The organism is Stenotrophomonas sp. Sm2128, assembly GCF_030985535.1.
Classification (GTDB): domain Bacteria; phylum Pseudomonadota; class Gammaproteobacteria; order Xanthomonadales; family Xanthomonadaceae; genus Stenotrophomonas; species Stenotrophomonas maltophilia.
Genome location: NZ_JAPTFQ010000006.1, coordinates 16,518 through 41,571 on the forward strand (window position 1 = coordinate 16,518; position 25,054 = coordinate 41,571).

General features: G+C 61.4%; 21 protein-coding genes and 2 pseudogenes. 9 read left to right on the forward strand and 14 right to left on the reverse strand.

Annotation, left to right across the window (positions count from 1 at the left end; genetic code table 11):
• Nucleotides 1-22: 22 nt before the first annotated feature.
• On the forward strand, nt 23-2,851 hold the full coding sequence (gene mobF / locus O0K41_RS03160) for a MobF family relaxase (RefSeq protein WP_164222112.1): 2,829 nt from the start codon (nt 23-25) through the stop codon (nt 2,849-2,851).
• A 4-nt stretch (nt 2,852-2,855) separates the two neighbouring features.
• On the opposite strand, the gene O0K41_RS03165 is transcribed toward mobF, so the two are convergent.
• The 3 genes from O0K41_RS03165 to O0K41_RS03175 all read right to left on the reverse strand — a co-directional run bounded on the left by O0K41_RS03165 (nt 2,856) and on the right by O0K41_RS03175 (nt 5,917).
• Nucleotides 2,856-3,446, reverse strand: coding sequence for a hypothetical protein (locus tag O0K41_RS03165; protein ID WP_032971082.1), 591 nt, complete (start codon nt 3,444-3,446; stop codon nt 2,856-2,858).
• 78 nt (nt 3,447-3,524) lie between these two features.
• On the reverse strand, nt 3,525-3,980 hold the full coding sequence (locus tag O0K41_RS03170) for a GIY-YIG nuclease family protein (protein ID WP_006375340.1): 456 nt from the start codon (nt 3,978-3,980) through the stop codon (nt 3,525-3,527).
• Nucleotides 3,981-4,156: 176 nt separating this feature from the next.
• Complete coding sequence (locus tag O0K41_RS03175) at nt 4,157-5,917, reverse strand: adhesin (protein WP_049398256.1); 1,761 nt, start codon at nt 5,915-5,917, stop codon at nt 4,157-4,159.
• A gap of 256 nt (nt 5,918-6,173) precedes the next feature.
• Between O0K41_RS03175 and O0K41_RS03180 the strand changes: the two genes are divergently transcribed.
• Complete coding sequence (locus O0K41_RS03180; RefSeq protein WP_006375262.1) at nt 6,174-6,968, forward strand: M15 family metallopeptidase; 795 nt, start codon at nt 6,174-6,176, stop codon at nt 6,966-6,968.
• Nucleotides 6,969-7,281: 313 nt separating this feature from the next.
• Here the strand turns inward: O0K41_RS03180 and O0K41_RS03185 are convergent, their stop codons facing one another.
• Together O0K41_RS03185 and O0K41_RS03190 are read right to left on the reverse strand one after the other, a co-directional pair.
• Nucleotides 7,282-7,497, reverse strand: coding sequence for a hypothetical protein (locus O0K41_RS03185; protein WP_059034754.1), 216 nt, complete (start codon nt 7,495-7,497; stop codon nt 7,282-7,284).
• Complete coding sequence (locus O0K41_RS03190; protein ID WP_059034753.1) at nt 7,484-7,798, reverse strand: hypothetical protein; 315 nt, start codon at nt 7,796-7,798, stop codon at nt 7,484-7,486. The genes O0K41_RS03185 and O0K41_RS03190 overlap by 14 nt, the downstream gene beginning before the upstream one ends.
• A 231-nt stretch (nt 7,799-8,029) precedes the next feature.
• Here O0K41_RS03190 and O0K41_RS03195 point away from each other — a divergent pair, with 231 nt between their 5' ends.
• Entirely contained in the window at nt 8,030-8,443 is a 414-nt protein-coding gene (locus O0K41_RS03195) for a hypothetical protein (protein ID WP_123958721.1), read from the forward strand.
• Nucleotides 8,444-8,768: 325 nt separating this feature from the next.
• Here O0K41_RS03195 and O0K41_RS03200 read toward each other — a convergent pair whose 3' ends face one another.
• Both O0K41_RS03200 and O0K41_RS03205 read right to left on the reverse strand, forming a co-directional pair.
• On the reverse strand, nt 8,769-9,257 hold the full coding sequence (locus O0K41_RS03200) for a hypothetical protein (RefSeq protein ID WP_123958720.1): 489 nt from the start codon (nt 9,255-9,257) through the stop codon (nt 8,769-8,771).
• Nucleotides 9,238-10,113 carry a sel1 repeat family protein gene (locus O0K41_RS03205; RefSeq protein WP_123958719.1) on the reverse strand — a complete coding sequence of 292 codons (876 nt, stop codon included), beginning with the start codon at nt 10,111-10,113 and terminating at the stop codon, nt 9,238-9,240. The genes O0K41_RS03200 and O0K41_RS03205 overlap by 20 nt, the downstream gene beginning before the upstream one ends.
• A 262-nt stretch (nt 10,114-10,375) precedes the next feature.
• Here O0K41_RS03205 and O0K41_RS03210 point away from each other — a divergent pair.
• Nucleotides 10,376-10,776: pseudogene (locus O0K41_RS03210) on the forward strand (hypothetical protein); the annotation flags it as partial.
• On the opposite strand, the gene O0K41_RS03215 reads toward O0K41_RS03210, so the two are convergent.
• Nucleotides 10,777-11,388, reverse strand: coding sequence for a DUF4411 family protein (locus O0K41_RS03215; protein WP_080398568.1), 612 nt, complete (start codon nt 11,386-11,388; stop codon nt 10,777-10,779).
• A complete protein-coding gene (locus O0K41_RS03220; RefSeq protein WP_164222110.1) occupies nt 11,388-12,587 on the reverse strand; it encodes an XRE family transcriptional regulator in 1,200 nt (399 codons plus the stop codon). Before O0K41_RS03220 ends, O0K41_RS03215 begins: the two co-directional genes overlap by 1 nt.
• Before the next feature lie 315 nt (nt 12,588-12,902).
• On the opposite strand from O0K41_RS03220, the pseudogene O0K41_RS03225 reads away from it, so the two are divergent.
• Nucleotides 12,903-13,966 (forward strand): annotated as a pseudogene (locus O0K41_RS03225) (IS3 family transposase).
• 658 nt (nt 13,967-14,624) lie between these two features.
• Here the strand turns inward: O0K41_RS03225 and O0K41_RS03230 are convergent.
• Nucleotides 14,625-17,378, reverse strand: coding sequence for a UvrD-helicase domain-containing protein (locus tag O0K41_RS03230; RefSeq protein ID WP_088436589.1), 2,754 nt, complete (start codon nt 17,376-17,378; stop codon nt 14,625-14,627).
• A gap of 298 nt (nt 17,379-17,676) precedes the next feature.
• Here O0K41_RS03230 and O0K41_RS03235 point away from each other — a divergent pair, with 298 nt between their 5' ends.
• Nucleotides 17,677-18,069 carry an ankyrin repeat domain-containing protein gene (locus tag O0K41_RS03235; RefSeq protein ID WP_088436590.1) on the forward strand — a complete coding sequence of 131 codons (393 nt, stop codon included), beginning with the start codon at nt 17,677-17,679 and terminating at the stop codon, nt 18,067-18,069.
• A gap of 88 nt (nt 18,070-18,157) precedes the next feature.
• Here O0K41_RS03235 and O0K41_RS03240 read toward each other — a convergent pair whose 3' ends face one another.
• Together O0K41_RS03240 and O0K41_RS03245 are read right to left on the reverse strand one after the other, a co-directional pair.
• Nucleotides 18,158-18,478 (reverse strand): hypothetical protein, encoded by a 321-nt coding sequence (locus tag O0K41_RS03240; RefSeq protein ID WP_005410147.1) that lies wholly within the window; start codon nt 18,476-18,478, stop codon nt 18,158-18,160.
• 146 nt (nt 18,479-18,624) lie between these two features.
• On the reverse strand, nt 18,625-19,614 hold the full coding sequence (locus tag O0K41_RS03245) for an MDR family oxidoreductase (RefSeq protein WP_024956405.1): 990 nt from the start codon (nt 19,612-19,614) through the stop codon (nt 18,625-18,627).
• Between the two features lie 101 nt (nt 19,615-19,715).
• Between O0K41_RS03245 and O0K41_RS03250 the strand changes: the two genes are divergently transcribed.
• From O0K41_RS03250 to O0K41_RS03260, 3 genes are all read left to right on the forward strand, one after another.
• On the forward strand, nt 19,716-20,063 hold the full coding sequence (locus O0K41_RS03250; RefSeq protein WP_049449066.1) for a helix-turn-helix domain-containing protein: 348 nt from the start codon (nt 19,716-19,718) through the stop codon (nt 20,061-20,063).
• Nucleotides 20,064-20,212: 149 nt separating this feature from the next.
• A complete protein-coding gene (locus O0K41_RS03255; RefSeq protein ID WP_088436602.1) occupies nt 20,213-21,076 on the forward strand; it encodes a hypothetical protein in 864 nt (287 codons plus the stop codon).
• Between the two features lie 31 nt (nt 21,077-21,107).
• Nucleotides 21,108-22,430, forward strand: a complete 1,323-nt coding sequence (locus O0K41_RS03260) for an XVIPCD domain-containing protein (protein ID WP_049449068.1) — start codon at nt 21,108-21,110, stop codon at nt 22,428-22,430.
• A 110-nt stretch (nt 22,431-22,540) separates the two neighbouring features.
• On the opposite strand, the gene O0K41_RS03265 is transcribed toward O0K41_RS03260, so the two are convergent.
• Entirely contained in the window at nt 22,541-22,738 is a 198-nt protein-coding gene (locus tag O0K41_RS03265; RefSeq protein WP_005410142.1) for a hypothetical protein, read from the reverse strand.
• Between the two features lie 161 nt (nt 22,739-22,899).
• Nucleotides 22,900-25,041 (reverse strand): TonB-dependent receptor, encoded by a 2,142-nt coding sequence (locus O0K41_RS03270; RefSeq protein ID WP_088436591.1) that lies wholly within the window; start codon nt 25,039-25,041, stop codon nt 22,900-22,902.
• Nucleotides 25,042-25,054 lie beyond the last annotated feature (13 nt).

Sequence of the window (25,054 nt, forward strand, 5' to 3'; positions counted from 1 at the left end):
CAACGTTCTTTAGGGGAGCCCCATGATCAATCGCACGCCCATCAATGCCAAGGGCCAAAACTCGCACAGTGGCAACATGTTCGACTACATGCTGGCCACCGAGCGCCTGACCATCGACAGCGCCGTGGCCTATTACGCCGGCAGCGGTCCCGATCCGCGGCAGACGCTCAACTGGGGCGGCAAGCTCGCCGCCGAACTCGGCCTGGAAGGGCAGCCGGTCACCCGTGAGGTGATGGAAAAGCTTGGCAAGGGCTTTTCTCCCACCGGAAGGCCGTTGTGCAAAAACGCGGGCAAGGAGCCCCAATTGGTTATCAAAACGGATCGCTGGGGAAACGTGCGGTTGGACGACGACGGCAAGCCGATGGAGAAGTGGGAGGGGGGCCATCGGGTGGGGTTCGATCTGACCATTTCCGCCCCCGGGGACGTGAGCGTGGCGTTCGCGCTGGCGGATGATCGCGAGAAGCTGGCCATCCTGGAGGCCCACCGCCAGGCCTGCGCCGTCGCGATGCGCTACATCGAGAGCAAGGTAGAGACCCGGCGCGGAGAAGCGGGCGTAGACGTTATAGGCACGGCGGGATTGGTTTGGGCAGCCGCCGACCACGTCAGCAACCGGAACGTGGAATCCGACCTGCACACCCATCATCTTGTGTTCGGGGTTTCGAGGGGCGAGGACGGTCGGTGGGGCACCTACGACGCAATTGAGATCTATCGTCACACCCGCGCTGCGGATCACCTTTACAAAGCCGAGCTCTACGCCGCGATGAAAGCGCTGGGCTATGGGATTCAGCGGGAGCGCGAGGTGGACGTGATGGGGCACGAGACGGGCCAGATCCTCACCACGATTGCCGGAATCGACCGGGAGCTGGTGCTTAAGATGAAGACCCGCCGCCAGGAAATCCTGGACTACGTCAAAGAACACCCCAACGCCAGCCACGACGAGGCCTGCAAGGCCACCCGCAAGAAGAAGGAAGAACCGCCCTTCGAGCAGGTGGTCAAGGACTGGCAGCAAACCTTGTCCAACATCGCTAAAGAGCACCCGGAGCTGGTTCCCACCACCCAGTCGCTCAAGCAGACGAAAGGCCAGCACCTGGACCCGCATACGTTTGACGAGGTTTTGAAGCGCATGCACGAGAACGAGGCGATGTTCTGCGAGCATAACCTGGTCCGGGAGTTGGGGATGGAGTTCGCCGGGCAAAAGAACTCGGAAGAGGTTCTCCAAATGGTGAAAGAGTTCACCGAGCAGGACGATCTGGTGCGCGTGAAACCCGAATACCTCCACAAAGAGGACCGTGGCGCTAGGCTGGCACGAAGGCACAGTGAGGACCGTTTTTCCGCCACCTGGATGGTCGAATTGGAGGCCGAGATCATCCGCCGCTCGAAGGAGCGAGAGAGCGAGACGGACCTGAAGCTTTTCCGCTCCACCGTGGATCGGGAGATCGCCGCTTACGAAAAGCGAAAGGGGTTCACCCTCACAGAGGAGCAGAAAGCCGCCATCGGTCACCTCACTTACGGCACGGCCGGTGTGGGGGTCATGTCGGGGTTGGCCGGCACCGGCAAGACCACCGTGGCCGAGGTCTACAAGCAGTGCTTCGAAGCCGAAGGAAAGCAGTTGATGGGCTTGGCCGTGTCGGGTAAAGCCGCGGCCAAGCTGGAAGAAGAGTCCGGGATGCCCTGCATGTCTGTTGCAAAGTTCTTTTCCCAGATCCGGCAGGGCAAGGTTGCTCTGACGAAGAAGGACGTGGTGGTGCTCGATGAAGCCGGCATGGTGGCCACCGATGACACCTTGAAACTCATGACCTACTGCCAGGGGGTGGGCGCCAAGCTTGTCATGCAGGGAGACAGTGACCAGCTTCAGCCCATCGCTGCGGGCAACGGCTTTGAGCTCGCGAAGATGGCCTTGGGGGACAAGAAACTGACCGAAATCCGCCGGCAGAAGAACGCTGATGACCTGACCACCGCCAACAGCTTCTACGAGCGGGACGCCGAGGGAAAGGTCAAGAACATGCGACGCGGGCACCGCAGCCGCCAAGGCACATTCCATATGGGCGAAGAAATCCTGAACAACCTCAAGCAACGCGACTGCATCGACGACTTCGGCACGGACAAGCAGGCCATCAAAGCGTTGGTGGACGATTACTTGAAAGACAAGACGCCCATGGACGAGAAGCTGGTCTTGGCCCACACGCGCTCTGAAGTCAAGGCGCTCACCACAGGAATCCGAAAGGGGCTCCAGGAGCAAGGCGTGCTGGACAAAGAGGAGTTCACCTTCCGCTCGATCGTGAAAGGGCAGTGGGAGGACCTGACGCTCTCACGCCGCGACCGTGTGATGTTCACGGCGACCAACAACGACTTGGGCGTCATCAACGGCACCGAGGGCACGGTGGAGAGCATTCGGAAGGACAAATCCGGTGGCTACGACCTGGTGGTGCGCATCGACTCTTCGAACCCGAAAGAGGACGGGCGCATCCTGAAGTTCAACACCAGCGAGCACAACGCCTTGGCCCACCGGTATGCCATGACCGTTCACAAGGCGCAGGGGCAGGGGAAATCCGAGGTTTACCACCTGGCCACGAACATGGGCATGCTCGACCAGCAGTCTGCCTTGGTGGCGTTCACCCGCCTCACCAAAGGCAGCTACCGCATGTATACGACGGACAACGTGATGGATCGCTTGGCCGAACGGCTGGGAACCGAACGGCACAAAGAAATGGCGCTGAGCGTCGGACTGTCCAAGAGGCAGGCCGTCCCGGTGCATAACCTGGTCCAGGACGTGGAAGAGTTGTTGGCAGGATTGAAATCGCAAACCCAGGTGCCGGTAGAAAAGCATCGGGGCGCAGTGCACAACCATTGAATGGTTAGTCCATTGCCAGTCGGTCTTCGATTTCCCCGTCATCAGTCTCTGTGAAGAAAGCGAAATTGACCGCATAGAGTTCAATGATGGATTTCATGATGGTAGAAATCCTTGAGTCCGCCATGGATGTTGATTTCGCTTTGAAGATGAGGTGGTAGATGGCGGCCCATGTCGCTGCGCTGTCGTGAAACTTGATACGATTTCGCGGGCCAAGAAGCGAGCGGAATCTGCCCTCGGTAACCAATGCCTCAGCGGATTCTTCATGAACTACTTCGCATGAGGACATGAATAGGCGGCAGTTCTTTGGGATGCCAGACAGAAGTTCAGCCAGTCGCTGATAGGTGACTCCTTCTTGATTGGTCGTGTCGATGCCGTTCTTGTCCCCATGAGCAGAGATGTGCAGGTATCTGTATCCTGAGGCCCTGAAATCTCGAACTGCTGCCTTGAACTCCTTTCGAGTGCGGACATACGAATACTTGGTCTCCTTCCCGTGGAGACGAAGAATCTGAGCTAAGAAGACACCCTCAAACCGGCCATTGCCCTCATCATTCGGATAAAGGGATTCGATGATGTAAACGTTGGGGGTGGTCTTCATTTTTTTAGGTGCTTTGTTTGAAAGCCCATTCTGAGGCAAGAGTCGTTCAACTTGTCAACGGGGGAATGGCGTCTACGTTTACCCAGTGATGCAGCGGGCCAGCAATAAGACACTGGTCCCCGCCACTACCCACGGCCACCACCCCACGCATTCGGAAGGGGCTTTCACCGGTGTTCCCAGCTGCCACCGCCGCTGATGGGCCAGCCATCGCACGTGGGGCGTTGCCCGACGGTGGGGGTTGACCACAATCCCTGGCGGCTTAGCGTAGATGCGCCACCCCTCCCGGGAGGCCTTCACCCGCCACGCCTGCTCATACGCTTCGGCTTCCGCCCTGGTGGCGGTCACCACCTCCAGCGCATGGAACCGGAAGGGACGGTGCCAGCCGCCTTTGGGGGAGCGGTGCTGCTTCTCCCGCTGCTGCGGGTTCGAGCTTTGGCCGATGTAGCAGCCCCCGTCGTCGAACAGCAGGGCGTAAAGGGTGCGGGGCAGTGCGTGATACTTCTCGCTGCGTCCGAGGTTGTGGCGGTGGGGCATGGTCTCTCCGTGAGTAAAACGACCCACTCACGAATAGATCAGAATCTTGAGTTGGCAAGCCTGCTGCGAAGGGTTCGAGACGCCTATAGGCATTCATGTAAGCACTTGGCAACGAACAAGGGCCCCGAAGGGCCCTTGCCGAGACACGATCACCTCCTTTTCGCTGCTGACATTCGTTACCAGCCGATGGCCCAGGCTGCGCCCATGGCCGTGTCCTGCCCGCTGCGGGAAACCCCGATCGAGAAGGCCGATGGGGATCCGCGTGGGGTGGTCACGTCGCGGGTGTAGCCGATGGAAATGGCGGCTTGGCCGCTGCAGCCACCTACGCCTACGGCCAAGCGGTTGCGGTTCTCCCCATGGATGGCCGACGTCGAGGTGGCCATCTGGGCGTTGGCTTGGGCCATGGCGCAGATACCGCTCACCCGCTTGTCGAGCTGGCGGAAACGGCGGTCCGTCAGGTTCCAGCGGTCGTCTTGCTGCCGCTGGTAATCCCACAATTGGCCACCGTTGATCGCGTCCGTGGACCCTGCGGCGATCGCCCCCGCTGCCACCCCGGTTACCCGCTGGTTGCCGGCGTTGATCCCGGATCTGGTGACCGATGGACCGCCCTGGACAGTGAAGCCGTCGCTGTTGTGGATGGCCTTGGCCACCTGGACCGAGCCCTTTTCGGACAGTCCAACGTTGTCTTTCAAGCCAACGGTTTGGGTGCCGTCCCCGTTGTCAGTGACCTCGATGTTGGCCCCGGCCACCGTGGTGCTGCTTCCTCCGTCCTTACCGTCCTTGCCTGCTGGGCCTTGCGGACCGGTGGGGCCCTGTGGACCGGGGGTGCCACCACCGCCGCCAGGGTTTTGTTCCAGCTGGTGAACGCGCCCATCGAGATCGTAGATGGCACCGGCCACGGTGGTGTAGTTGTTACCGCTGCTCAGCTGGTAGTTCGGCGCCACGATCAAGCCGTTCACCATGGAGGCGCCAGCGCCCAAGGTTTCCACGGCGGTCCGCAGTTGGCTGACGGCCACGGCGTCGTCGTCCGCTTTGCCCAAGGCAACTTGGGTCAAGCGGCGGTTGCCAAAGGCTGCAGTGTCTTCTTCATCGCACGTGGTGTTGGCGCCCACGGCCACGCATCCCCATGCGTTGGCCACGGCACGGGGCCCCAATGCCACACTTTCTGTGGCGTTGGCCGTGGCAGACGCGCCGAAGGCGGCAGAGTAGGGCGCAAACGCCTGTGCCCATGGACCCACGGCGGTGCCGGCCTCGCCGGCAACGCCAGCGCTGTAACCGTAGGCGCCGGCAAAGTCGGCGGTTGCGTTGGCACCGGGCCCCACGGCGGATGCACCTTCGCCCTCGGTCTGGGATGCGGCGCCCAACGCGAGGTTGCGATCGCCTTGAGCATTCGCCCCGGCCCCGAAAGCCGCCGCGCCGTTTCCATCGGCTCTTGCGGTTGAGCCTACAGCGGTCCCGCCATCCCCGAGCGCGCGGGCACTAGAGCCGATGGCCACACCGGTGATCCCGCTGGCCAGGCTGTGCCCGCCAATGGCCACCGCGGAATCGCCGGTGGCTTGGGCTTGGGGTCCGACGGCGACGGCGTAAACCGCAAATGCCTGTGCGCGAGAGCCAATGGCGAGCGCATTTGAGCCCTGCGCTTCGCTCGAGAACCCCAGAGCGGTTGTATGGCATCCGCGAGCGGTGGCGCGATTGCCCACCGCAGTGGCCCCCAGGCACTCACCCGGAACGCCATTTTCATCCACCATTATCCCGCCGTCGGCGAGGGCGTCCGCCCCGATGGTCGTGGCCCCAACGGTCAACGATTGGGCGCGGTCGCCTACCGCAGTGGTCTCGGGTTTGGTGGCAACGGCACCGTTGCCCACTTGAACCTGGGCTTGCGCCGTGCCAGCAACAAGGCCTGCCAGCAAAGCGCAGTGGATGAGGGAGCGTTTCATGGGGTGGCCTCCTGGGTCTGAAATGAGTGAGCGTGTGCACTCACGAATAGATCAGATCCTGGAATGCGCAAGCCCCCCCCCAACGAAACTTCCCGGCGCAACGGCAGGAGGGGCCGGTGCGCCAGGAAGCGGTGGGGCCGACTTTTCCCCACCCCTGTTCTTCTACGACAGGGAAAAAATTCCGCAAGCCCCCTTGCGCGTTTTCGATTCTCCGCTTGCATGGGTGTATCGCTCATGTGAGTAAGGAGGCCTACTCATGTTTCAACGCTTGTTGCTCGCGCTCGCACTGGCCAGCGCACCCGTCTTGGTCCACGCGCACGCGCCAGCCACCGATTCCGTTGAGGTCCACGGGAAGAAGCCTGGGTTTTTCAAACGCCTGTTCCACCGCCACAAAGACGCCCCGCAGTGGGACGGTGTCCAGCCCGAGCTTCGCTCAGCGCTGGAACGCATCGCCTTGCAGATGAAGGACGAGGGCTACGACCTGCGGCTGATGGAGGGCTACCGTTCTAAACAGCGCCAGGCCGAGCTGCTCGCCAGCCAAAAGGGCGTGACCCAGGTGGGGCCAGGCAGCAGCTGCCACAACCACGGTTGGGCCGCGGACATGGTCATCTACAAGCGCGGGCGCCCTTCTTGGGACCTGAAGGACGAGCAGGTGCGGCAGGGCTACCAACGCTTCGGTGAGCTCGCCCAGCAGGCGGGATTGAGGTGGGGCGGGGCTTGGAAGAGCTTCAAGGACATGCCCCACGTCGAGATGCGCAGCGAGTGCCTGGTAGCCATTCGTGGCGGATCTGCCCCCCGCCGATCGCTGCAAACAGTGATTGCCAAGGCCGAGTCAGTGTCTGACGCACCGAAAGCACCCCGTTGGGCCTGGAGCGTCGATTCCGAGCTGGCGCCGGACTGGGCGTGCGAATCCGTGCTTTGCAGTGTGTCGTGGGCGACGGTGAGCCGGCCATGGAGCTATGGCGTAAGGCCGCCGTTGAAAGGACTCCGTCCAGAACCGTTTGCTGAGGCGTCCTGTCCCATGGCCCCAATTGCCCTGAGGCACACATGAGGAAGCGGTCCACCGGATTGCTTCCCTTTTCGGCGGAGAGTGGGGGCGAACGGGTCATCTGCCCTGATCGCGCCGGTTTGGAGAAGATCGAGATTGGCGATCCCAAGGGCGGCAAAAACGGCTGGATCCGTTGCACCGCAAGGGGTATGCTCATCGTGGGCACATTCAAGGGCACCTCCCAGATTCGTGAAACCCAAGCCGTCCAAGGGGTGAGGGCACTTCTCAAGGAAGTCCCACTCTCTCCGCCAGTTGTTTAAAAGAGCCTCTGGAAACAGGGGCTTTTTTGTTTCTACAGCCTTCGCTGCCCGCCCGCTTACCCATTCACCTGCAAAGATCGATTCTGCACGATCTGCTGCCGAACCCGGCCTTGCGCCTCGGATTGTATCCAGAGTGCGCGGCGTCTGATGCGGATAGAGCGCCGGAAGCGGCCGGCCTTGATCTCTCCGCAGATAAAGGTGGCGTCCATACCGGTCATCTGGCTCACGTGATCAAGCGATAGCAGCTCTTCCAGTCTTTCAGCCACGGCCATGATAGCCTCCCATGGCGCGAGCCTTCGCAGGACGGTAGGCCAGCCCAAGCTGGAACTGCAGAACGTTGTCGATCGGCATTTCGACCGAAGTGGGGCGCGCGCTGCGCGCCGGGCGATTCAGTCTTCGCCAGGCTGCGATGGCCTTGTCGGGTTCGGCATGCTTGCTGGTCGACCTGCAAGCGCACTCGACCAGGTGGCCGCCACCGGCGGATGCACAGCGCTTGTCGTGGATGTGGCGCGCGCGGTGGCCGGTGGCGCAGTTCGGCAACCCTTCCGGGTGGCTGATATGTTCTTGGGTCATGGCTGCACTCCTCGATGTGGGCTTCGAGCTGTTCGATCAGGAAGGTGGCTTCGCTGGCTCGTCGGCGGCGTTCGTGCGTGCTGACCGGCATGGGGCCGGCATCCTGGATCCACTTCAGCGGTTCAAGGAACCAGCTCGGTTCCACGGGTAGCCGGGTGAGTGGGTCGACCTTCTTGTCGGGCGGGAAGCAATCCGGCCCGGCCCAGTCCTGGCTTTCCCCGCAGCACAGACGTGGCGCTGGAAGTCGTGAACCTTCTCGGGCTGGACGACGCGCGGGGTCTCGAACAGGGCGCGGACAACGAGGTCGCGCTGGTGGGCGGCGTAGACGTAGCCGGCGTCGGCCTGGACCCAACTGCCCGGGCCCACGTCCTTCTCGTTGCGATACTCCCAGCGCACAGGCTGGGCGGTGTAGAGCGCGGTCAGCGTTGGAGTGGTGGCCGAGGGCGGCGCTCATGCGGCGGCCGCCTGCGGATTGCTGCGGTCGATGGAGGCGCGCTGGTCGATCTGATCGGCCGCAAGGACGAGGTGTTCGGCCACTTTCCGTGCTTCAAACGGGTTCAGGTTTACCAGCGCGTCGCCGACCTGGATGACAATGGTTCCTGCGTGGGCCGAGTTTCTACGCGGGCTGCGGCGCGGCTGGCGTGATGCCGTCAACCAGGCGCTGGAGCAACTGGTGCTGGCGCCGCCGGCGGGGATCGAGACTGGGACTAGGTAGGCGCGCTGCTATCGCAGCCGGAGGCGTTTGCCTGGCCGGAAAAGGCGGAGCTGCCGCTGGATGCTAGTGAGCCGGCGATTGAGCTGTAGCCGCGGGAAGCGATCACGATGGCTGAACATGGCCGGGGCCAGATGGCGCCATGTGCTATTCCGCCCACATCACCGTCGTCTGGTAAAGATAAGTTTGCATGGGCTGAGATTGCAGCGCGTCAATAAAAACCCAGCTCCTAGTGGAGCTGGGCCGGTCACGGTTTTATCAGATTTGCTGAATTGGTCCGACCTCTACGTCGCCGTTGCATCTGCCTACGCAGCCACCACCCAAGCCAGGGCCGCCAATCCCTCCGCCGTGACCTCCCCAGTCGCCCATGTCTCCGCCGCCGCCACCGCCTTCATAAATTGGCTCGGGCATGACGCCTTCGCGTGGCGTCTGACCTTCGCCTACCCAGTTCGATTCGAAATTCTCGTGGTAGACGGTGCAATGCGTTGCGTTGCATATCTGGTACGTCGTTCCAGTCGCCCACGCGAAGAGTGGTACGTAATCGATTGGTGCGCGTGAGTCTTTGATGACTTCCAGGGTTCTTGCGTCAGGAACCGGCGATGCCACGTGACAGTCGTTGCAGAAGTAGGGGCCGCGTTCAAAGGCTAAAGTGCTTGCAGCAAGGGCGAGCGCGGCAGTGGCTACCAAAATGAGAATGGCCTTGCGGCGGGGTATGCGGAAAAACTTCCTATCGACAGCAAGAGTCATAGATTTGATTTCCCTTTCTTAGGGCTAAGGAGAGCTGTTCTCCACTTAGCGATTTGTCCAAGGTACTAACTTGACGAGCCGGCACTATCGAGGGGTCCATGAGGCGTACTGCTTCAAAGTACGCTCTGCTTGTAACTTGGTCCTCATCGATCAGCACACCAGCGTGGTAGGCATTCCCCAGCTGAAGTAGCGCGTCGGCGCTACCTTGAGATGCCATTTCTTGCAGATAGCTTACGGCTGTCTGCTTGTATTCCTTTGCGCGGTCCGGGTTGCGAAGCAGCTCAGCAGGTCCGCCCAGAGCTGATTCGGAGTCTGCGGCATAGAGCAGTCTCGCTCCGATGTTCCCCTGCTCTGCAGCAAGCGATAGCCATTTGCTCGAGCTGACTTCATTTTCCGCCGAAAGGTCGTTGCAGGCAGCTGCGACATCTGGCGAGGCTTGCAAGGCGGCTCCCCTGGATGCGCGCCTGTTGATGTTTGCGCATTCATTGAGCTTTAGAAAGATCCCATAGGAGGCCGTCGCATCGCCGGCCATCGCCAATGGCGAAAGTTCCGCAACTACCTTGTCGACGGTGCCACTCGGCACACGCCCGAAGTCCTCAACGACATAGGCTCTGCCAGATAGATGTCGCACGCGAACTGATCTGTTGGCCGACGACGACAGACTGGTCGTTGTGGTTGTATGGGGCGCGGGGACCGAATTCGCGTCTATCGTGATCTTGGGCACGCCAGTCGTGGGCGTTCTGATGCTGTCATTGTCCTGTCGCGACGTGGGGGAGGTGGCGGCAAACCGCCAGATGCCTGTTCCAATCAAAGCAATTGCCGCTGAGAGGATTAGAACCTTAGTCTTTGATGACATTGCCTTCCTTCATGTTGTAACGAGGGGATCGAGCGTGTTTCGATCGGGCGCCCGATGACAGGGACGTCAGGCACGCCGAGCCTCAATTCCGTATTCACTAAGCATTCATATATGAATCACATTGTCAATTTCCGATGAACTTGTCGATCATGGAAGTCCGTGTTGTGCTGTAGGTAAATGCCTACTATGCGACGCTTCACTTCGTGCTTGAGGCAGCCATAGGATTTCTCTTGGCAGGCCTGGGGTCTGCAGGCGTGCGCATTTGGACGGCCGGAAGATGTGGCAGACCAAGGACGTGCGTGCGTCCAGCATCAGGCAGGGTATGCGCTACGCCGAACGCTGGTGCGCGGCGAGATTGTACCCGGAGATGCACCTGCGGGCGGCTTTGGCCCGGCTGCTGGAAACCACTCCAAGCGAACCGCTCGAACCGCCTCCGGGCCTGCCGCCAACGCTCGAGCAACACCAACAAGCCGGCGCCTAGCTGAGGCTGGGGCTAGAGATGTGGCGCGGATCAAAGAGGCGCTGTAACTGCGCCGATCACCGAAGGAGGCCAAGCCCAGTGCGAAGTACCCGATGAAGGTTTGGGTGAGGGCAGGGCATACGCAGCTTCGGTCCAGTCACGCCCGAGGTGGACGGTTGGGACAAGCGTGCCCGCAAAGCTAGTCAGGGAGACTTATCGGGAAGGGGGGGCAGAGGAGGCAGCGGGTTGGGCGCCGTAGCAAAAGGTTTTGGTGGCAGCGGGAGAGTCTTCGGAGCGACTGGCGGAGTATTCCACGCTGTCTTGAAGCCCAAGCTCTGCATCATCTGGAATGGAGTGCAGCAAGCCACTCCAACTGAGGCGCATGCGTCAGGAAGCTTTCTATTGTGAGCTGCTGCTTTGGGTCGGCTAACCTCATGGGTTACCACGCAGCGGTTGCCTGGATCCTTTAGGGCATGAGCCACCAAGAATGGATCTTGTCCAATCATCTGGAGTTGGACTTCGTTCAATGTCAGTGAGTACCCATTCTCCATCACCGTTCTAATGAGCGGGGAAGTAACGGAGTCCGCAAGGAGAATCGCATCTTTGTTCTTCTTTTCACTCGCCCAAGCAAAAAGCTCGTCTTTCTCGGAATTGTTGGAGCCGTCCTTGATCTCTTGGAAAATTTCCAATGGCATCTTGATGTTTCCAAGGCTTCCGTGGTGGTGGAGCCAAGACCAAAATTCAGGCACCCACGAGTGTCGGAAGTAGGTGTTCGCCGCTTGCATCACGACGTTCGCATCGACCAGATAGATCATCAGGCGGCCCTTCCATTTGCCGTGTTCAAGAGCGGGTACACACTACGAGGCGCAACGCCCAAGATTTTTGCCGCTTTCGATGGGCTGAGGCTCCCCTCCATCACCCCCCGGTAAGCGGTTTCTACCAGTGCCTTGCCAAGCCTATGGCGTCGAACAACATAAAAGTTCGGTCCGCCATCTTTTGCTCGATCTTTGCGAGCGTCCTTCTCATTCTGCTTTTGACGGCGCCATTCGGCGCGCATGAATTCCGCAACGCTGGTCCAAGATTCCTCGGAGATCCTGCCGGCTTGAAATGCGCGAAATGCGACGAGCGTTGTGCTGATGTTGCGCGCCGCCGCAAAGGCAGACATAGCATCAGCTAAATCGTTAGGAGCATTGCTCGCTGGCAGCGGTAGGGAGGCTATTTCCTCTGCAGAAAGCAGGAAAGTGCTAGCCACCTCATTGCAAAATCTCTCAGAAGCAAGCTCTGTGCTTAAAGTGCTGATGCCGGACTCGCCAAACCAAAGATGGCAAACCTCATGCAGCAGAGTGAAGCTCCACGCGCTCTTGGCGTCCTGGCTGTTAATTACGACAAACGGAGCGAAGGGGTCAGAAAGGGCTATTCCTCGGAATGCCCTAACATCGATATCCGTGTGGTGAGTGCCAAGATTACTTAGCAGCACGACGTAGATACCAATCGCCTCGAATTTCTCGCGCAAGTAAGAGAAGGCTTCATCCGTGTTCCTGGCGCGCCTGAATTCGTCGCGGCTAATGCCGCTCCACTTGACCACGCTAGCTAGAACAGACTCAACAGACGTCTTGCCCTTCGAAGACCCTACGAATCCCACCGGCGGCTGATCTTCCTCTTCAAGCAATGCGCGAACAAGTGCCTGCCGCGCTTTTACATCACGCAACAAAGTTGCAACCACCGGCTCATCTGCAGAACTCCGCTCGGGAAGTGTGCGGAAATCGAGGGAAGACCGGTCAGGTTCAGGTGGAGCAGAGAGATAAAAAGACAGCAGCGGCCTGCGGTAGGCTTTGGCCATCCTCAGGAGCATCGCATCGGAGGGCTCGTCCTCGCCCGTTTCAAGAGCGATCAGGCGATCAAGCTTGGTTGCCCGCTTTGTGTCGTTAAGGGCCAGCTTCGACGCGGCAACATCCGGCGTCATCCCCGCCGTTTCGCGTGCCCATCTCAAAATTTCAGGATTCACCGACGGCATGGCCATCCTGGCGCGTGTGCTGTGGATGGCTCGATCTTACCCGGGCTTCTGGGCAACTTCCAGTCCATGGCGTTCAGGGCGAAAACGGAGCATTCCCGCAGTACTCGGCCCATGCCATCATGAGCGCTCTCTGCTTCCCCAACATGGTTCCCCGCTTATAGGCTACTTTGGCTTTATCGCGGATCCTGTGAGCCAAGGCGGTCTCAGAGAGGTCGTCAGGGTAATCCGTGGTTTCACTAGCCCAGTCCTTGAATGTTGACCTTGACCCGTCCTGAATTGGGTTGACACTTTTCCCCTACGGAAAAGGAATGTTCAATGAAATCAACAATCAGGCGCAGCCAACGGGACTATTCGCTGGCCTTCAAGCTGTCGGTGGTCGACCAGGTAGAGCGCGGGGAATTGACCTACAAACAGGCCCAGGAGCGTTATGGGATCCAAGGCCGGAGCACGGTCCTTTCCTGGCTTCGTCGGCACGGTCGGCAAGACTGGTCAGCTGGTGCATCATTCCCTCCCATGAGCACCGTCCCCAAAGCCGTCGCGGCCAAGCCGCTTACGCCGGAACAACAGATCAAGGCCTTGCAGGTCCAGTTGCGAGAGGCGAACGAGAAGGCGCAGCTCTTCGAGGCGATCTTGGACGTCCTCAAAGAGGATTACGGGGTACGCATCGTAAAAAAGCCTTCCGGCAAGTCCTCACGCAAGGGCGCCTCAAAGGCGTAAGCGTGGCAAGGGCTTGCCGCCATTTCAGCATCAGTCGGCGGGCGTTCTATCAGGCTGGACACCGTCATCAGCGGCGAGACGCTGCTGATTCCACGGCGCTGGCGCTGGTGAGCGATTGCCGCGCGCGCCAGCCGCGGTTGGGTACGCGCAAGCTGCACCATCTGATTGAACCGAAGCTACAAGCGGCGGGGCGGGTAGCGGATATCACCTACCTGCCCACTGACGGAAATATCGTTTACCTGAGCCTGGTTACAGACGTCTGGTCACGCAAGATCGTGGGCTGGAGCGTGAATGAGACGCTGCAGACGGAACACACTGCGCAAGCACTGGAAATGGCCCTGAAATGGCGAAAAACGAGGCAGCGCCTGATCCATCATTCGGATCGGGGCATCCAGTACTGCTCGGACAACTACCAGACCATCCACACCAAGCATGGCCTGACCTGCTCCATGACCGACGGCTACGACTGTTATCAGAACGCGCTTGCGGAGCGGATCAACGGGATACTCAAAGGAGAATTTTTGCTTCGTCGCCCACGGGACCTGGGACAGGCCCGGCAGATGGTGGCTGAGGCAGTGGAGATCTACAACGCGGAGCGACCCCATCTGCCCCTTAAAATGCAGACGCCCGATGCGGTGCATCGGGCGTCTTTGGCCGCCTGAGGGCGGTCAGATCATCCACCCCATAGGTGTCAACCTATGGCAGGACGGGTCATACGGCCCTTGCTGCCTAGCCATCCGCCCACAAGGGTCAAGTGAACGAACAAACCAGTGCCGTCCTCCGATACCAGGGAAGTAACGCATTCAAGGACGGCAAGTGCTTCTGTTGCGCAATTACTGAGCTGGGCGCCGGTCAATTTGAATGCATCAGGCATCCGCGCTAGGCTGCGCATGCCCATGGAGGGCGACGAACGAAGTCATGGCATGAAGATTGGATGCAAGCATTCTGTTGCTGTTGCGGCCTGTGCGTTGAACTTTGGAATCAGCAGCGCCACGGCGAAAGGCCCCTGCCCTTGTTTCGTCTGCGAGGTCCAGTACATTGCATGTGAGGCGTCAGGTACAGACTTGAGTATCTGTGCCCGGAACTATATGCACTGCTTGCGTCTGAATGCCTGCATTTTCCCGTAATAGGACGCGGCGAGGACGTGTGGGGACCTTGCGATACCCTGCAGCCTCGCCACCATCCAGACAAAAGCCTCGGTCCTGCCGGGGCTTTTTCGTTTCCGGAAACGCCATGGCGTGCATCATGCCGGGGGCGAAACCGAGACGGTGTCTGTGTGCCCTGATGCAGGCAGGCATATTTGGAGGGAGCGGGATGCTCTCATCCCCGCTGCCCACCCTTCGGTTTGTTATGGCACAACGGGTAACTGGAGCACGACCGGAAGGCCCCATGCGGCCCCATCCGGTCCACGAACACGCCGACCTTGCACACCGGGCAGCGCTCTTCGTGGATGGCCGCGCCTGAAATCGCGGTCACTTCCACTGCTCTGTCCTTCACCAGCTCGTCCAGGAACGGCGAACGCTTCCCCTGTAGGGTGAACATGGCCACCGAGCGTCGCGCACGCGTCAGCGCGACATAGAACAGCCGCCGTTCTTCGCTCAGCGGATAGGTATCCCCATCCGGCATTGCCAGCGAAAGGACCGGGTCATCGGCGCGCAGGCTCGGGAAGCTGCGGTTGATCATGCCCGGCAGAATCACGTAGTCCGCCTCGCGTCCCTTCGACCGATGGACCGTCAGGAACTCCACGTCCATCGTGCTGCCGAAGGCAGTCTTCCAATCCGGTGGCACCGCGCTGCGATCGGCGCGATACCGCCCCAGGATGAATACAGTCACGCGCCCATTGCGGCCCTGCGGCACCGCGCCTGACAACAGCTGCTGATGCAGCCTGGCGAGGTACTGGCGAACGCCATCCTGCAGCTCCTCGCGACGATTCATCTGGAACGCTTGCAGCACTGGCCCCATTGCCGGTGCGGCAGAACGAACCGCCTTGGCAATCTGCGCTGGATTCCGGCTGACGAAACGGCTGGACGCATCGCAGAGCGCCTGGGGGCAGCGGAATGTCTGCTCCAGTTTCAGCACCTGGCCATGGCCCATCCACTCGCGGAATCCGGTCATCACCGAAACGTCGGCACCGGCGAAACGATTGATCGATTGCCAGTCATCGCCCACCGCAAACAGATAGCGGCCGGGGCGGCTGACCAGGGCACGGCAGAGCCGGGCGCGGGCGCGCGAGGCATCCTGGAATTCGTCGGCCATCACCAGTTCGTAGGGCGATTCATAGCGGCCCTGTTCCAGCAGTCCGGCCGCCATGTTGAGCATGTCTTCGAAATCGATGCCGTGCTCGTCAGCCAGTGCGTTGTCCCAGGCCTGGAAAACAGGGCTGGCGATTTCCAGGAAGCGCCGATGCCGTTCCTTGAACTGGTCTTCGGGCATCTGTCGCAGGCGCTCCGCCATATCATCCAGCGTCAGGCAGTTGCTCTTGGCATGGGCAATGAAGGTGCGCATCAAGCCGATCAGGTCCGCGTCCGGCATGGGCTTTGCGCCCTGCTCGGGCAGCTCGCGGTCGGGGTTGGGGTCGAGTTCGACACCGGAGTCGCCAAGCCTCTCCGCCATATCCCGCAGGGCGTATCCACTGCGCAGACCAAACGAGGTGGTTTCAACAAGGGCGGTGCCTCGTGCCGCATGCTGTTGACGCTTCCAATGCATACCTTCGGCGTAGTCGGGAAGCTGCTCTGGCGCCTGGCCATCCGCATCCAGCGAGAAGTGCTCGTGATACAGCCCGGCGTGCGGGTAATAGAAGTTGGGGCGATACTGGCAGTGGGTGTCTGTCGCAGTATCGAACTCGTAGCGTCGCTCGTAGTCGTACGTCACGCCGTTGTAGAACAGCCAGTCGGCGATCACGCATTCTTCCAGGCTCTTCACCCGCTCACCCTGCAGGGTGCGGATGTAGGGCGTGCCATCGCGTTCGTAGCCATCGGCCTCCATTTCCGCGCCGAATGCCGGCAGGTCGCGCCCGAACACCAGGCGGAACATGTCCCACTGGGTGCGGAAGTGGATCGAGCGATCCTTCAGGTCGTCCACCAGCTCGGCCAGCTTGTTGAAGCCCAGCGTGGCGTCAATGGTCCATTCGGGGATGTCGGGCTTGCGGCCGGTGACCTTGGCGATGATGGCCAGGCCTAGGGCGTGGAAGGTCCGGGCCTCAACCACGGTGTTGCCCATGCCGAGTCGATCGAAGGTTCGCTGCGCACGCTCCTCCAGTTCCTTGGCAGCATCCTTGTTGAAGGCGAGCATCACGATGCGTTCGGGCTCGACAAAGCCGCGGTCAATGGCATAAGCGGCCTTGGCGACCATCGTGGAGGTCTTGCCGGAGCCGGCCGCGGCCACGACCTGCACCCGATTGTCGAAGCAGATGACGGCGCGGGCCTGTTCCTCTGTCAGCGGCTTGCTCTCGACCCGGCCCAGGAAGTCCCTGGCCAACACCAGCTCGCGCAGGGTCATGGCCTCATTGGCTTCGGCCCAGGCAGCGGGCCAATCCAGGTTCCAGTCGCGCAGGGCGTCCAGCGCCGCGCGATGGCTGTCCGCATGCAGATCTTCATGCACGTCTTCGTCGCGGAACAGCTGCTCCAGCTCAGGCGGCTGCAGGGGCAGGTCTGAGCGCTTCGCAAGCAGCGCCTGCTGCTGCTCATGGGTGATCCAGCTGCGACCGGCACTGCCTCGGTCGATGAGGGCATCCGCGTCGCCCAACCAGGACTGGATCTGCTTCAGAATCGTGTCGAACAGGGCCTTGCGTCCACGCGTGGTTCGCGCAAAGAGCAGGTGCTGCAGGGCCCCCGCAAGCCGGGACGCTCGTCCGTTGGGGAGCCCGTCCACGCACAGCCCGGCAGCATCGCCGGTCTGCAGTTCGACCCGTGACCAGAAGACCCCTCGATGGACCTGCACCTGCTGATCACCATCCACGCGCAACCTGTACTGCTGGCCGGAGACACTGAGTTCAACGTACTCGCCATCAAGCCGCAGCGACCAATGGGGCGAACGGGTCACGCGTCGGCCCCAGCCCGAGGGGCGCCATTCCATAGACATCCAGATACTGCCTTGCAAGCGTCAATAGTGCTTATTGAGCCCCTAAGCCCACATGATAAGGGGCTTGGAAGCCGCCTGTGGTCGTCAGCTCGCGGATTGACCTCGGTACGGGCTTCGCGTGCGCAGGAAGTGGTCGGTGGAGTCGCGGGGTGTCGCGTTTATCGCGTGCGTCCCGGATGCGGGCTCCGTACGTGCCACTATGCACCTGTGCAATGGTGTGCCACGATCCGGCGGCTCACTGCATATTAAGTGAAAGCAGTGCTTGGAGAAAGGCCTGGGAGGGAATGCCCCGATGAATGCAGTGGATCCGGAATTAAAGAGGTTTCTGTCAAGGTTCGATGAGTGCCACACCTTCGAAGGCTGCGAGTTGACCAGTCCGGAAAGCCATGGGATCGACGACGATACGCCGCTGCATATAGCGGCGTTCAATAACGACGTGGATCTACTCAAAGAGTTGATGCCGTTCGTCACCAATATCGACGTACTCGGGGATATTGGATTGACCCCGATGGCGAACGCCGTGATTAGTGAAAGCCTCGAGGCCGTTGTCTACCTTCTCTCCTGTGGTGCGGACCCCATGATCCTGGATGAAGTGGGCGATTCGGTGCTGGATATCATGAAGATGAGACCCGTCTTCAATCAGTTGGTTGAGCAGATCGAGAGCGAGCTGCCGGGGGCGGTTTGAGGTGGGCGAGGTGTGGGTGCTGAGGCGCGCTCGTGGCTCCGCAACCTGGGGCAGGCCGAGAAGATCACGGCGCTAGGATCGCGTACCATCACTCGTAGGCGCGATCCTGCTTCGTCGGCGGTACTTCCACCACATCACCGCGTCGGATCAGCTCGTCCAGATCCACCGCCGAAGCGGCCAGGGCATCCTGCGCATCGAAATCCCACTTGTCCTTGTACTCGCGTGCCAGCAGGTCGCAGACCGCTTTGGCACGCGGATAGGCATCGTCCTTGCCCTCGTTCTGCTTCAGCGCATCGCGATGGATCTGGCACAGCATGAGCTGGTGCGCATCCTCGGCGCGCTCGCGCTCCCAGGTGATGTCGGGCAGGCCCGAAAGCGCAGCGGCAAGTGCGAACGCGGTCATTGGCATGTCGGGTGTCCAGGCAGCGATGGGAACCCGAGCGTATGCGAGCGGCAGTGGCTTGGGGACACCACCGCCCGCGTCGTTTCACTGCATGTTCACCATTCGCCGCAGCATGGAAGCTGCATCAGATGCAGTTGATCCAGACGACCTGCTCACGCATTCACATTCACCACAATCCGCCCACGCACCTTGCCCGGGATGATCTGGTCGTAGACGTCCAGCACCTCGGCAAGCCCGATCAACTGCACGGTACTTTCGAGCTTCTGCGGATCCAGGTCGGTGGCAAGCCGGTCCCACGCGCGCTGTCGGATGTCCTGCGGCGCATTCACCGAATCCACACCGGCAAGCGTCACGTTGCGGAGAATGAAGGGCAGCACCGAGCCATGCAGCTCATCACTCTGCGCCAGCCCGCAGGCGGCCACGGCGCCTCGGTATTTCGTCTCGGCAATGGCGTTGACGAGGGTAGGGCCACCGGCCACATCCACCACCCCGGCCCAGCGTTCGGCGCTCACCGGCCGCTCGCGCGGTTCTGAAAGCCGCGCGCGGTCGATGATCTCGGCGGCACCCAGGCTGTGCAGATACTCGGCGTGTTCAGGTCGCCCAGTGGCAGCCACCACGCGATAGCCCAGCTTTGAGAGGATCGCCACCGCGATCGAACCGACGCCACCGTTGGCGCCGGTCACCAGCACATCGCCCTTTTCGGGCGTCAGCCCCGCATGTTCGAGGGCCAGTACGCACAGCATGGCGGTATAGCCTGCGGTACCGATGGCCATGGCGTCGCGGGTGCTGAAGTTGCCGGGAATCCGGTTGAGCCATTCGCCCCGCACGCGCGCGCGCTGGGCCAGCCCGCCGTGATGTCCCATGCTCAGGTCCCAGCCATTGAGCACAACGCGGTCGCCTGGCTGGAAGTCGGCTCTACTGGATTCCAGCACCACACCTGCCAGATCGATGCCGGGAATGAGCGGGAACGTCCGGATGACCGGACTCTTGCCGGTCAGGGCGAGCGCATCCTTGTAGTTCAGCGTGGAGTACTCGACGTCCACCAGAACGTCGCCGTCCATCAGATCGGCTTCATCAAAATCGACCAGCTCGGTCGAAACCTGGTTGTTCGTCTTGCGGGTGAGCAGTGCTTTGAACGTCATGCTGGGCCTCACATTCAAGGAATGGGGCCATGCTAGGCTCGCACCGTTATCGCAACAAGAACGATGAATTTCCGTAGGTACTATGGTTTTCCGGAGTATGCATGCGTAGCAGGCGTTGGGATGGCAAGAGCGGTTGCGCGGTGGAAGTCACGCTGTCGGTGATGGGCGGCGTGTGGAAGCCGATCATTCTGTTTCACCTGATGACAGGCAAGCGACGTTTCATGGAGCTGACCCGGCGTGTGCCCAACGCCACCCAGTCCATGCTGACCAGCCAGCTGCGGGAACTGGAGGCTGACGGGGTGGTGATCCGCCACGTGTACCCGGAAGTGCCGCCGAAGGTGGAGTACGAGCTTTCCGAATTCGGCCGCACGCTGGTGCCGGTGCTGCTTGCCATGCGCGAGTGGGGTGAAACCTATCGCGGCCATAAAGGCACGGACAGCGACGGCTGAGACCTGGAGTAGTGCCGAAGCAGTATCCGCAGTACTGCAGGCAGCGCATGTGGCGCGCAGCCTGGTTTCATGAAGGGCTGCGATGCGGTTCCTGTTCCGTGGACGGCCGGTTGCCTATAGTGGCGCTGGAACCCTGCAATGGAATGCCCATGCACGTGATGTCCCCCAGCCGGTGTCTGACGCTTGCACTTGCCGTTGCAGTGAGTGCCGGCGCCTGTGCGCGGCCACCGTCCAACGAACACGAAAGGAATCCCGCCATGCCCGGCGCAACCCAGACCGGCCGCACGATCAACGGCCACACCTATACCGATGCGCCCGTGGACGTGAAGCTCGGGCCGAACACTTTCCGCATTCCGGCCAACTACCTGGACAGCCAGATCGCACCGTGGCCGGGCGAGGGCGTGACGCTGGTCATCGAGTGGCCGGACATGAAGCCGACGGCGCCGGGTGCGCGGGCGAATCCGCGTACGAATGATTTCCGGAAGGAGATTGCCATTCGGATCAACTACGTCGATCGCGTTCCCGTCGAAACACTGCTTTCAAGGCTGTCGTCAAATGAAGCCATCACGGAGGAGGGCTCTGTGGAAAGGGAGGATCCCAGGGACCGTCTCGATCAACGCGTTGCAAAGCCGCAGACCTTGGGCCTGACGCCCTATGCAATCGATGAAGCGAAGATGGTGGTGTACGCGAAGAAGTATGAGGCGCGGTACGGGAAGCCGCCTGTCCGCAATCCCGCCTACGAGAGAGACTGGTACATCGCACGCCAGGGCGATGGTCGGATCAGCTCGTTCATCAAATGTGACGGCGAGGAATTCCGACGCGACGGCGTGCGGCTGGAGGGGCGCGAGGTGATCAGTGAGCCCGGGGAAGTGGCAGCGGGCTGCGTTCATTACTTCGTGGACATCGACAACAAGCTGTCCGTCAGCCTGGACTACAAGAGAGCGTTTCTGAAGGACTGGAAGCGCATGGAAGAGGCCGTCAGGGACGTCATCGCGCGCACCCGGTCCAAGTGATCGGTGATTCAAGGAAGAGAAGGGGTAGGGTATGAGTGGATTGACCGAGCGAGATCTGAGCGTCCTTGGCAGCTATGCCAGAGACGGCAACCGCGAGCTTTACTGGAACTACCTGTCGCAACTGCCGGGAGCCGATGGATACGGGACACTGGCACTGGGTGTTGTACGCAATGACAGCCTGCCGGGACGCGTCGCGAACACTTATGCACAGAACTACGCGAAGAGCCAGCAGGAAGAGGGATCCCGGTTTCCAAATGCACAGTTGACCGAACGGCAATGGGAGTCCTTTGGGCAGACACTGCTCGAAAGAGATCTTGAGTTGCGGCAGCAGTGGATGAACGAGCGCCGCCCAGACCTGGCACTGAATCTTCCCGGCAAGGATGTAATGCTGGCTCACGACCGTGCATTTGAACGGCATGAACTCGATCCCAATTGCTGGACGCCGCGCGTGTTGCTGCAGGCGGCTGAGCAGAAGAGCGGCCCCGCGAAGCTGGAACAGATCTGGACCAACATGCTCAACAATGACTACGCCGGAGGCCCGCGTGTAGGCAACACCAGCGTCGATGCCATCAGCCAGATGGGATGGACGAAAGGCGGCCAGTACCTCACCCGGTTGAGCGTGCTGGAAGCCACCCAGGCCCTGGAAGGGCGCTCGGCGGTTGATCCGAACGTCATCGGTGGCAACAGCTACTACGCGATGTACTTCGAGGCGGACAGGAAATGGGCCAGCATCAGTGCGGGCGGCGGTCACATGTCGCTGCGCGAGATCACCGATCCCTCACGTATCGCCGAACTCAACGACGCGCGCGAGGTTCGTCTGGAGCGCCTGGAGAAGCGAACCCAGTTCCACCCGGACGACCCGTATCGGACCATTACCCGCAGCCCGCTTACCGCAGCCGTGGACGACGTGCCGGATCCCTCACAGGCGCCGACCCGTCTGGCCGACATTGGTCCTGGCCACCGTGAGTACACATTGCTGCAGCAGGTGCGCGAAGGCGTGGCCGCGATCGATGCCAGCGCGGGGCGTACCCACGATGAGAACAGCGAGCGTCTTGTGGCGAGCGTGATGGCCTTGGCCCGCCGCAACCAGCTTGAACGCGCCGATCACGTGCTGCTGAGCGCCCAGACGGCCGACGCTCCCGCAGGGCGGAACGTGTTCGTGGTGCAGGGCGAGATGACCGACCCCGCCCACCTGCGCGCTTCAATGCCCACGGATATAGCAGTACAGACGCCGGTTGCGCAGTCGTTGCAGCAGATGAAAGCGGTCGACCTGGATCGCCAGCAGACTGCCGGGCAACGCCAGCAGGAAATTGATGTGCAGGCGCGCGAGAACCATGCGATGCGGATGGGATGAAATCACACCGCCAGTCGCGTATGGAACCTTTTCAGTAGTAAGGCGCAGCGCCTGCCAGCCAATGCCAGCCCCCGAAATGGGGGCCGGCACGCATCACGGCAGTGCGTGGCTTACGGGATGGTGCAGCCGCTGTTCCGCAGGCAACGAGCAAACGCCGGGTAACAGACCTTCTCGCCATTACCCGCCGCCAGGCACGCGTCATACGCGGTGTAGCAAGGGGTACAGCGGGACTGCGCGGAGGCACTGCCGATTCCCAGGGTCAGTGCAGCAGCCGCAATAGCAACAGACAGCTTGAATCCAATCTTCATGCTTCACTCCGTTGATAGCCCTCCTTGGGCAACGGCAACGCTACAGGCGGAGGAGATCGTGCACAAGTGACTGGAAGTGCCGACGGTTTCGGACACGCGTGGACCAGTGCCAGGCAACGATCTGCTTGCCGGCAGTGGATCAGCGCTACACGTGCTTCCGGTCAGAAGCTGTAGGCCGCCTGCACATACACCCGCCGTGGATCTCCGGGGAAATGCCCGTTGCGTTCAATGAAGCCACTGGCCGCGTACACCTTGTCGAACAGGTTCTTGACGTTGGCCTGGAACTGCCACTGCCTCCACGTGGTCTTCCAGCTCACGTCGAACACGGTGTAGGCCTTGACCGTCTGCCCATCCAGGCTGACGCGTTCGCCGACGTGATCCGCGCCAAAGCCGATGGCGGAGTTGATCGCCGGCAGGTCATAACGCGTCCACAACCCCAGCTTGTTGCGCGGCGCATTGGCGAATCGGTCGCCTGAGGCGTTGGTGATGCCATTCGGTCCGGCGTCCTTCACCCGCGCATCGTTGTAGGCGTACGTCAGATTCAGCACCCAGCGCTCGCTGAGGTCGGCCAGCAGGTCAAGCTCCATGCCGGTGCTGCGTACCAGGCCCAGCGCGGCCAACTGGTTCACGCCACCGATCACCTCGCCGGTGGCCTGCACGATGTTGCTGCGGTCGATCCGGTAGGCCGCCATGTTCAAGGCCACACGGTCGGCCAGCAGCGACTTCATGCCTACTTCCCACTGCTTGCTGCGCTCGGCATCGAACGGTCCGCCAGCGGCCGGGTTCTGGTTGGCGGCACTCTGCGGCACGAAACCACTGGCGACGTTGGCGTAGACGTTCAGGCCCTCGCGCACGGTGAACGTGCTGCCCAGCCGCCAGCTGAGATCGTTGCCATCCACACTGTTGCCAGTGATGCGATCCTCATCCTTGAAGCCATCCCAGCGCACCCCGGCCAGCAAATGCCAGCGCGGGCCCAGTACCAGTTCGTCCTGCAGGTAGCCGCCATGGCGCTTGCTGCGGGTGGATGTGCTGCGCCAGGGCAGGGCCGCCAGGTTGTAGTCGTGCCAGGTACTGGCGCCGTACACGGGATTGAACAGGTCGATGCCGCGCACCGGCCCGGCGCCACGCGCAAGGTCAGCGCTGTTCGCGGTCTGTGCGGTGAAATCCGCATCCAGCTGGTACACATCGGCGCCGAACAGCACCTTGTGCTCAACCGTGCCGGTGGCCACCCGCCAGACGGCATTGCCGTTGGCAGTGAATGCTTCGTTGTCGCGTATCTGGTTGCGCAGCTGGCGGGTCATCCACTCGGCCACGCCATCGCGGTCACGATCGATCAGGCCCATCGGCTCGTGGTACATCTGGTGTTCGTTGTTGCTGAACCAGCGGGCGGCGAAGTCCAGGTCCAGAGTGTCGCTCGGCGCGAAACGGTACTGCGCCAGCGCCACTTTGGCGCGCATGTCGAGGAAGTCGCTGGCCTCGTTGTGGTTCCAGCGGCGGTCGGTCAGGAACGTGCCTGCATCGTTGACCGGCACGCCACGCAGGCGGTTGCCGCCAAGGTTCTGGGTGATGTCGGTGAACTGCAGCACCAGCTCGCCGGTCTGGCCAACGTCGAAGGCCAGCGAGGCGTCGCCGATCACGCTCTCGCTGTCGGTGTTCCAGCGCACGCCCTGTTCACTGTCGGCATAGATCCCGGCGCGATAGCGTACGCTGCCGATGGCATTCAATGGCCCGGTACCCTCGATCGATCCGGCAAGGAAGTCCTTGTCGCCGAGCTGGACCTCGATGCGGCGTTCGGCGCTGGCTTTCGGCTTGCGGGTCACGTAGTTGATGACACCGCCCGCATCACCCCCGCCATACAGCGCGCCTGCCGGCCCCTTCAGCACTTCCACGCGCTCGATGTTGAACAGTTGCGGCACCGAAAATCCTGCGTACGGGTCGCCGCGCAGGCCGTCATACAGCACGTTCTCCTGGCGGAAGCCGCGCAGGGTCACCCCGGCATAGCTGAAATAGCTGATGCCGCTGATGCTGCGATAGAGGTCGGTCACCTGGCGCGCGGCCTGGTCGTCGATCAGTTCACGCGGGATGACCTGGATCGACTGTGGGACCAGCTCCAGGGGCGTATCGGTGCGGGTGCCGACCGCGGCATCGTCTACCCGATACAGTGTCTGTGCGCGTCCGCGGACTTCGACTTTGTCCAGATCCTTGGGTGCGGCAGCGGAGGACTCAGCTGCATGCGCAAGGGTCGCCACGTGCAGGGTCAGTGCCAGGCACAGGGTGCGTTGCAGGGGCATGGGCAGGGGCATTGGGGAGGGTCAC

Bases quoted from the DNA above. Each gene is read 5' to 3' on its own strand.
- O0K41_RS03190 (WP_059034753.1), bottom strand. From the start codon at position 7,798: ATGACCCAAGAACATATCAGCCACCCGGAAGGGTTGCCGAACTGCGCC.
- O0K41_RS03240 (WP_005410147.1), bottom strand. From the start codon at position 18,478: ATGCCAATGACCGCGTTCGCACTTGCCGCTGCGCTTTCGGGCCTGCCC.
- O0K41_RS03185 (WP_059034754.1), bottom strand. From the start codon at position 7,497: ATGGCCGTGGCTGAAAGACTGGAAGAGCTGCTATCGCTTGATCACGTG.
- O0K41_RS03235 (WP_088436590.1), top strand. From the start codon at position 17,677: ATGAATGCAGTGGATCCGGAATTAAAGAGGTTTCTGTCAAGGTTCGAT.
- O0K41_RS03230 (WP_088436589.1), bottom strand. From the start codon at position 17,378: ATGGAATGGCGCCCCTCGGGCTGGGGCCGACGCGTGACCCGTTCGCCC.
- O0K41_RS03260 (WP_049449068.1), top strand. From the start codon at position 21,108: ATGAGTGGATTGACCGAGCGAGATCTGAGCGTCCTTGGCAGCTATGCC.
- O0K41_RS03215 (WP_080398568.1), bottom strand. From the start codon at position 11,388: ATGATCTATCTGGTCGATGCGAACGTCGTGATGCAAGCGGCGAACACC.
- O0K41_RS03200 (WP_123958720.1), bottom strand. From the start codon at position 9,257: ATGACTCTTGCTGTCGATAGGAAGTTTTTCCGCATACCCCGCCGCAAG.
- O0K41_RS03180 (WP_006375262.1), top strand. From the start codon at position 6,174: ATGTTTCAACGCTTGTTGCTCGCGCTCGCACTGGCCAGCGCACCCGTC.
- O0K41_RS03205 (WP_123958719.1), bottom strand. From the start codon at position 10,113: ATGTCATCAAAGACTAAGGTTCTAATCCTCTCAGCGGCAATTGCTTTG.
- O0K41_RS03250 (WP_049449066.1), top strand. From the start codon at position 19,716: ATGCGTAGCAGGCGTTGGGATGGCAAGAGCGGTTGCGCGGTGGAAGTC.
- O0K41_RS03220 (WP_164222110.1), bottom strand. From the start codon at position 12,587: ATGCCGTCGGTGAATCCTGAAATTTTGAGATGGGCACGCGAAACGGCG.
- O0K41_RS03265 (WP_005410142.1), bottom strand. From the start codon at position 22,738: ATGAAGATTGGATTCAAGCTGTCTGTTGCTATTGCGGCTGCTGCACTG.
- O0K41_RS03170 (WP_006375340.1), bottom strand. From the start codon at position 3,980: ATGCCCCACCGCCACAACCTCGGACGCAGCGAGAAGTATCACGCACTG.
- O0K41_RS03165 (WP_032971082.1), bottom strand. From the start codon at position 3,446: ATGAAGACCACCCCCAACGTTTACATCATCGAATCCCTTTATCCGAAT.
- O0K41_RS03245 (WP_024956405.1), bottom strand. From the start codon at position 19,614: ATGACGTTCAAAGCACTGCTCACCCGCAAGACGAACAACCAGGTTTCG.
- O0K41_RS03175 (WP_049398256.1), bottom strand. From the start codon at position 5,917: ATGAAACGCTCCCTCATCCACTGCGCTTTGCTGGCAGGCCTTGTTGCT.
- O0K41_RS03255 (WP_088436602.1), top strand. From the start codon at position 20,213: ATGCACGTGATGTCCCCCAGCCGGTGTCTGACGCTTGCACTTGCCGTT.
- O0K41_RS03270 (WP_088436591.1), bottom strand. From the start codon at position 25,041: ATGCCCCTGCCCATGCCCCTGCAACGCACCCTGTGCCTGGCACTGACC.
- mobF (WP_164222112.1), top strand. From the start codon at position 23: ATGATCAATCGCACGCCCATCAATGCCAAGGGCCAAAACTCGCACAGT.